The sequence below is a fragment of the Planobispora longispora genome, assembly GCF_016863135.1.
In the GTDB taxonomy this organism is placed as follows: domain Bacteria; phylum Actinomycetota; class Actinomycetes; order Streptosporangiales; family Streptosporangiaceae; genus Planobispora; species Planobispora longispora.
Genome location: NZ_BOOH01000083.1, coordinates 1 through 7,334, shown reverse-complemented (window position 1 = coordinate 7,334; position 7,334 = coordinate 1). Strand labels below are relative to the sequence as shown.

Annotated in this window: 7 protein-coding genes; all 7 read right to left on the bottom strand. The window is 68.5% G+C overall.

All coding sequences use genetic code 11. The annotated features are described in order from the left end of the window. A partial coding sequence (locus tag Plo01_RS39570; RefSeq protein ID WP_203895951.1) for an alpha/beta hydrolase family protein occupies positions 1-1,125 on the bottom strand: 1,125 nt, incomplete at its 3' end. Between the two features lie 3 nt (positions 1,126-1,128). Next, complete coding sequence (locus Plo01_RS39565) at positions 1,129-2,415, bottom strand: Gfo/Idh/MocA family protein (protein WP_203895950.1); 1,287 nt, start codon at positions 2,413-2,415, stop codon at positions 1,129-1,131. Positions 2,416-2,501: 86 nt separating this feature from the next. After that, positions 2,502-3,773, bottom strand: a complete 1,272-nt coding sequence (locus tag Plo01_RS39560; protein WP_203895949.1) for an ABC transporter substrate-binding protein — start codon at positions 3,771-3,773, stop codon at positions 2,502-2,504. A gap of 43 nt (positions 3,774-3,816) precedes the next feature. Then, a complete protein-coding gene (locus Plo01_RS39555) occupies positions 3,817-4,611 on the bottom strand; it encodes a carbohydrate ABC transporter permease (RefSeq protein WP_373871768.1) in 795 nt (264 codons plus the stop codon). Positions 4,612-4,663: 52 nt separating this feature from the next. Then, the gene (locus Plo01_RS39550) at positions 4,664-5,650 is read right to left on the bottom strand and encodes a carbohydrate ABC transporter permease (RefSeq protein ID WP_373871767.1); all 987 of its coding nucleotides are present in this window, start codon (positions 5,648-5,650) and stop codon (positions 4,664-4,666) included. 485 nt (positions 5,651-6,135) lie between these two features. Next, positions 6,136-7,065, bottom strand: coding sequence for an aldose epimerase family protein (locus tag Plo01_RS39545; protein WP_239317958.1), 930 nt, complete (start codon positions 7,063-7,065; stop codon positions 6,136-6,138). A gap of 29 nt (positions 7,066-7,094) precedes the next feature. Further along, on the bottom strand, positions 7,095-7,334 hold a 240-nt coding region (locus Plo01_RS39540; RefSeq protein ID WP_203895946.1), incomplete at its 5' end, for a substrate-binding domain-containing protein.

Below are 7,334 nucleotides of genomic sequence, written 5' to 3'. Positions count from 1 at the left end.
CGGCCCACCTCCGTCTGCTCTCAAGTGGCCGGCGAGCCAGCCGAAGACCCGCTCCTGCGCGGGAAGGCCGAATTCGTGCCCCGCGTCGGCGAACACGCCCGTGTAGTCCGCCGGGGCCTGCCGATAGTGTGCCGTGATCATCGTATGGGCGCGGCGCATCCCGCTCGGTGGCAGGATCGCGTCGCGCTCGCCGTACCAGACGAACAACGGGCGGGGCGCCGCGCAGGCCACCAGGTCGGGCAGGTCGCACAGCCTGGACAGGCCCGGAGGGTACAACATCCAGGTGTGGCCCGCGACGTAGCCGTCCAGCAGGTCGCGGTAGGACGAGATCATCGCGATCGCGGCGACCGCCTCCACGCCGGGGTCGAAGGCGCCGAGCAGGGCCGCGCGCAGGCCGCCGCCCGACAGCCCGGCGCAGCCGACGGAACCGGTGTCGGGGCGCGAGCGCAGGTAGGCCGCCGCCGCCAGGTCCTCACCCGCGACGACACCCGCGTAGGAGGTGCCGAGCACGGTGCAGTACTTGGCCAGCACATGCTCATGATGTGCGGCCGCCACGTCGTACCGGTCCGCCTCGCCGAGCTCGGCGGGGACGCAGGCGAGGGCGGAGGGGGGCATGTCGGCGAGGGGGACCCGGCGGCTCCCCCAGCCCAGGGCGTCGGACACCAGTACGGTGAACCCGCGCCGGGCCAGCTCCCCCGCCCAGGCCCTGCCGCCGTAGATCGCGGCCCGCAGCCTGGTCACCTCGGGAGAGGGAGCCTCCGGACCGTCGGCGATCTTCTCCTTGCCCGCCCACTTCATGCCGGCGTGGCAGTGCAGCGCGAGGACGCCCGGCAGCGCCGCTCCGCCGGCCTCGCGGGGACGCAGCACATGGGCGCGGGTCCGTGGGCCGAACCCGACGTCCCAGGAGACCTCCTCCCCGGACAGCTCGCCCGCCGTCCAGGTTCGTTCGACGCGCACGTCCGCGGCGGTCAGGTCGAGGACGCCCAGCAGGTCACGTGCCCGCTCGCGCAGCTCGGGGCCGGGCGGGGGGAACAGCCCGCGCTGCGCGGCGGCGATCTCGGCGAGGGCGGAGAACTCCCCGAGGTGCCGCAGGCCGCGCGGGCCGTCTACGGAATCCGACGGCACGATTCAGCTGTCCGCCATGCGGGTGCCGCCGTCCACCAGGTGGACCGGGCGGCCGGTGCGGATCGACTCGTTGGCCGAGGCGCCCACCATGACGCTGCGGATGCCGTCGAGGTAGCCGGCCTGCCGGGCCAGCGGGTCGTTCTCCGGGCCGCGGAACACGTCGTTCAGCAGCAGCCGGTCGCCGCCGCCGTGGCCGCCGGCCCCCCGCTCGATCGTGATCTCCTCCGGCTCCTTCCAGTGCTGGTGCAGGACGAGCTTCTCCCAGGCGCCCGCCGCGTGCTCCTTGGAGGCGGCGCTCGGGTCGATCGCGGCGTGCGGCGGCGTCCAGGCGCGCTCGCACACGTCCAGTTCGATCCGCCCGCCGGTGCCGTTGAACACGACCCGGTAGCCCTCGTAGGGCGCGTGCGCGGTGAGGGAGTAGGTGAGCAGGGCCCGGTTGTCGTAGCGGACCAGGACCGCCATGGTGTCCTCGATGGTGACGCCCTCGGCGAAGACGTCCTGGTCGCGGATGTAGCCGTCCTCGTGCTCGGCGTCCAGATAGAGGCGCTTGAGCCGCGGATCGGCGGAGATGTCCAGGATGAACGGGTCGCTGCCGAGGCCGGGCGCGCCCTGGCCGCGCTCGGGCCGGGTCTCCAGACCGCGGCCCCTGGCGTTCTCGGCGCCGTAGAAGCGCAGCTCGCCCTGGGCGTACACGCTCTGCGCGGCGGCGGCCAGCCACCAGTTGACCAGGTCGAAGTGGTGGGTGGACTTGTGCACCAGCAGGCCGCCGGAGTTGGCCTTGTCCCGGTGCCACCGGCGGAAGTAGTCGGCGCCGTGGATGGTGTCCAGGGCCCAGTCGAAGTGCACGGAGGCGACCTCGCCGATCGCGCCCTCCATGATGAGGCGGCGGACCGCGGAGTTGCGGGGCGAGTACCGGTAGTTGAAGGTGACGATCAGGGAGCCGGTGCTCCGCTCCGCGGCGGCGGCGATCGCGGCGCAGCTCTCGGCGTCGACCGTCAGCGGCTTCTCGACGATCACGCGCTTGCCCGCGTCCAGTGCCGTGACGACGTAGTGGGCGTGCGTGGCGTCCACCGTGGCGACGACCACCGCGTCGCACAGCTCCAGCATCTTCCCGAAGTCGTCCGGAGCGAAGCGGGGGACGTCCTGGCCGATCCGCTCGGCGTAGAAGTCCATGCGGGTCTTGTTCGTGTCGCACAGGGCGACGATCGTGCCGGTGTCACGCCAGTCGCCGAGCAGCGCGTCGACGTACATCTGGGCGCGGTGGCCGAGCCCGACGAATGCGTATCTCATTTCTTCTCCCCGATTGGTGTGCCGTACGGCCCGAGCGCTCCAGAACGGGCCGTACGGCAGGCATGAGGGTGTCTCCCCGCGAGCGCCTAGCCGGCGATGGCGGCGTTGGCCTCTTCGAGGAGCTTGGTGGCCGCCTCGTCAGGGGTCTGCTGGCCGGAGGTCACGGCCTCGGAGTAGCGCCGGACGATGTCCTCCATCTTCGAGCCGCCCTTCGGGGGCACCTCGGCCTGGGCCAGCTCGCTCTTGACCGACTCGACGAAGGTCAGGATCTGCTGGTCGGCCGGGGGCAGCTTGTCCTTGACCGACGCGAGGACCTTGGAGTTGACCGGCAGGCCCCGGTCGCTGAGCAGGATGCCGGTCGCCTCCGGGTCGTTGACCAGGAAGTCGACGAACTTCTGGGCCTCGGCCGAGCGCTCGGTCTTGCTGGAGATGGTCCAGTGCATGGCGGGCTGGAGGAACATGCCGTGGGTGGAGGCGCCCTCCGCCTTGGGCAGGCGGAGCATCTGCAGCTCCGAGCCGGACACCTTGGACAGGGTGCCGAGCTGGTTGCTCCACCACATGCCCATCGCGCCCTTGTTGGTGCCGATCAGCGACTGCTCGACGCCGGCGGCCGCGATCTCGGCCATCTTCGCGGCGTCGGGCGAGCCCTTGGTCTTGATCAGCTGGTCGAAGGTCGCCCACCAGGCCTTGATCGTCTCGGGCGTGATGCCGATCTTGCCGTTGTCGTAGAACTTCTCCCCGCGCTGGGCGGCGAACATGCTCAGGTACACCTGGTTGAAGGTGTACTCCGTGCCGAAGGTCGAGCCGTCACCGGCCTTGGTGATCTTCTCGGAGAGCTTGACGTAGTCGTCCCAGGTCCAGCTCGTGTCGTCCGGAAGCTTCTCGCCGGCCTTGTCGAGGACGGGCTTGTTGACGAACATCGCGAAGACGTTGACGCCGGTGGGGATGGCGTACTGCTTGCCGTCGAAGCTGCCGGTCGCGAGGACCGTCTGGTCGAGGTCGGCGACGTTGACCTTGCCGGTGAGGTCGGCGAGGGCGCCGCGGCTGGAGTACTCGGCCAGGCCGCGGATCTCCAGGGTCATCACGTCGGGGGCGTCGTTGGCCGCCACCTTGGTGGCCAGCGACTCGTAGTAGCTCGGCCAGTCGGAGAACTCGCCCACCACGTCGATGTTCGGGTTCTTCTTCTCGAACGCCGCGATGGCCTGCTCGGTGAGCTTCTGCCGGGCGTCGGAGCCCCAGTAGGAGAAGCGGAGCTTGACCTTGCCGTCGCCGGCCGCCTCGCCGCCGTCGCCGCCGCCGCAGGCCGTCAGGGTGAGCGCCGCCGCCGCGAGCAGGGCAACCGTCTTGAGAGAACGCATCTCTCGTCCTTCCTCTTAGCTTTTCTCAGGGGGTTGAAGAGGACTACTTGAGACCCGTGGTGGCCATACCGCGGATCAGGTACTTCTGGCCGGCCAGGAAGAATCCGAAGATCGGGCCGAGGGCGATGATCGACATGGCGAACATCGGGCCCCACGACGACTCGCCGCTGGAGTCCAGGAAGGTGCGCAGCGCCACCGGGACGGTGAAGTTGTCGGGGTTGTTCAGGTAGAGCAGCTGGCTGAAGAAGTCGTTCCAGGTCCAGATGAACGTGAAGATCGCGGTGGTGGCCAGCGCGGGGGTGCACAGCGGGAGGATGACCCGGAAGAACGTGCGCCAGTATCCGGCCCCGTCGATGGACGCCGCCTCGTCGAGCTCACGCGGGAGCGTCCTGATGAACTGGACCATCAGGAAGATGAAGAAGGAGTCGTGGGCCAGGAACTTCGGCAGGATCAGCGGCCAGATGGTGTTGATCATGTCGAGCTGCGAGAACACGATGTACTGCGGCACGATCACCACGTGGAACGGCAGCATGATCGTGCCGAGCATGAGCGCGAACCAGAGCTTCTTCAGGGGGAAGTTCAGCCGGGCGAAGGAGTAGGCCGCCAGTGAGCACGCGACCAGGTTGCCGACGACCGACAGCGCGGTGATGACCGCCGAGTTCCACAGGTAGTAGCTGAACGGGTGCGCGAGCGCGGTCCAGCCCTCGGTGTAGTTGTCAAAGGTGATCTTGCTGGGGAGCAGGCCCGGCTCGCGGAAGATCAGCTCCTCCGGCTTGAGCGAGCTGGAGATCATCCACAGCAGCGGGTAGAGCATGACCAGGCCGAAGCCGATCAGCATCAGGTGCTTGGCACCCCTGGAGACGCGGCGCCGGTACAGGACCGGATTGCGGCTACTTACTGTCGCCATAGAAGACCCAATACTTGGACGCGAGGAAGTTGACCCCGGTCAGACCGGCGATGATGATCACGAGCACCCAGGCCAGCGCCGAGGCGTAGCCCATCTCGTAGTCCTTGAACCCCTTGGTGTAGAGGTACAGCGTGTAGAAGAGCGTGGAGTCGGTCGGGCCGCCGGTGCCGTTGCTCACGATGAACGACTGCGTGAACGACTGGAACGACTTGATCACTTCGAGCACGAGGTTGAAGAAGATGATCGGCGTGAGCAGCGGCAGCGTGATCGACTTGAACTGCTGCAGGGTCCCCGCGCCGTCGATCGAGGCGGCCTCGTAGTAGCTGCCGGGGATCTGCCGCAGACCGGCCAGGAAGATCACCATCGGGGCGCCGAACGTCCACACGTGCAGCAGGATCAGCGTGCCCAGCGCGGTGTCCGGGTTGTTGACGTAGCTGGTGCCCTGGATGCCGAAGATCGCGAGCACCGCGTTGACCAGGCCGTCGGCGCCGAAGATCTTCCGCCAGAGGATGGCGATCGCGACGCTGCCGCCCAGCAGCGAGGGCAGGTAGTAGATCGACCGGTAGAACGACAGGCCGCGCAGGCCGCGGTCGAGCAGCAGCGCCAGGCCGAGGGCGAAGCCGAGCTGGAGCGGGACCGAGACGACCACGTAGATCGTGGTGACCTTCAGCGACGTCCAGAACCGCGGGTCCTCGGTGAACAGCGTGACGTAGTTGTCCAGCCCGACCCACTTGGCCTCGTCGAGGAGGCTGTAGTCGGTGAAGGAGAGGTAGAGCGAGGCGACGATCGGGCCGATCGTGATCAGGAACAGCCCCAGGAACCACGGCACGAGGAACAGGTGGGCGGCCCACGCCTCGCGGCGGGAGCGGAGGGAGCCTCGAGGGGGCTGGGGACGCCCGCGTCCCCGCTTGACGGCGGGAGCATGAGCGGGAGCCGCGGCCTCAGGCTTCAGCGACAGCGAATCAACCACGGCGGGACCTCTGGATGGATCGGGCCCAAGCGTTCGGTGATTCAGTCGTCATCACGGGACCTCCCGGTGAGACGTGAATTGGATGGCGCTTTCCTATAGCGCCCGGCAAAGCAACGTCAACCCTTTGCAGGCGTTACCTCCCTGTTACCGATATATCGCTAGCTGAATACATGCAGCTAGAGAGGTTAACGAGAGGTTTCACCAAGAAAAAGATCTTGGAAGTATGGCCAGCTGGCTACAATCGGTTGCAGCAGCAGAAACAATAAATCCGGTCATAGGATGATTGAGATTACGAGGAAACCCGGGAAACGCGCCGTCCCAAAAAACGGTCATAGCACGCCTCCCGGGCTAAAACCCGGCCTGAATCAGCCTGTGAAACCGCAGCACTGACGGGAGTCGATTCGCGGGGCGGGGGCGCCGTCCGGGGCCGGCTCGTGGGGGTGAGGCGCCGGCCGGGCCGATTCGAGGGGCGGTGCGCGGCGCGCTCAGCCCGCGAACCGGTAGGTCGTGGTGGAGACGTGCTCCTCCCCCGGCCGCAGAACCGTGGAGGGGAAGTCGGGCCGGTTCGGCGAGTCGGGGTAGTGCTGGGTCTCCAGGCAGAGGCCGGCGTACCTGCCGTACGGCGTGACGACCCCGTCCAGCATGTGCCCGGTGTAGAACTGGACCCCCGGCTCGGTGGTCGTCACCTCCATCGACCTGCCGCTCACCGGCTCCTCCACCCGCATCACGCCGCCGGGGCGCAGCGCGTAGCAGTGGTCGTAGCGGCCTTCCAGCCGCGCGCCCACCGCCGCCGGCCGGGTGAAGTCGTACGGCGTGCCCGCCACCGGCTCCGGCGCCCCGGGCAGGGGGATCTTGTTCTCGCCGACCGGCAGGTACTCGTCGGCCTCGATGGTGACGACGTGCCCGAGCACGTCGCCCGAGCCCGCGAGGTTGAAGTAGGAGTGGTTGGTCAGGTTGAGCACGGTGGGCGCGTCGGTGACGGCGTGGTAGTCGATCCGCAGCTCGTCCAGGTCGGTGAGGGTGTAGGTCACCGACGCGGTGAGCGTGCCCGGATAGCCCTCCTCCCCGTCCTTGCTGACGTAGGTCAGCCGGACGGCCCGCTCGCCGTCCGCTTCGGCCCGCCAGATCCGCTTGTCGAACCCCGTTGTCCCGCCGTGCAGGCTGTTGGCGCTGCCGTTGTCGTTGAGCGGCAACTGGTAGGGGGCGCCGTCGAGGGTGAAGCGGCCGCCCGCGATGCGGTTGCCGTACCGGCCGACCACGGCGCCGAAGTAGCGGCTGCGGGTCAGGTAGTCGTCTACGGTGGGCAGGCCCAGGACGACGTCGGTCCCGTCGGCAAGCTCGATCGACTGGACGATCGCGCCGAGGGTCAGGATCCCTGCGCGCATCCGGCCGTTCGACAGGATGTGCCGGTCCACGGCTTCTCCCGCGGGCGTGGATCCGAATCTCACGGTGAACTCGCTCTCTGCGTCGATTCTCTGATCACCAGGCTGGTCTCCAGCCTGGCGGTGGTAGGTGGGGCCGTCTGGCCCGCGTTCGCCGGACGGATGGCGTCCAGCAGCAGGTCGACCGCCATCCGCCCGGCGGCGGCGGTCGGCATCGTGATCGTCGTCAGCTTCGGCCGGCTGAGGCGGCCGGGCAGGCTGTCGTCCACGCCGATGACGCTCACGTCACCGGGCACGTCCAC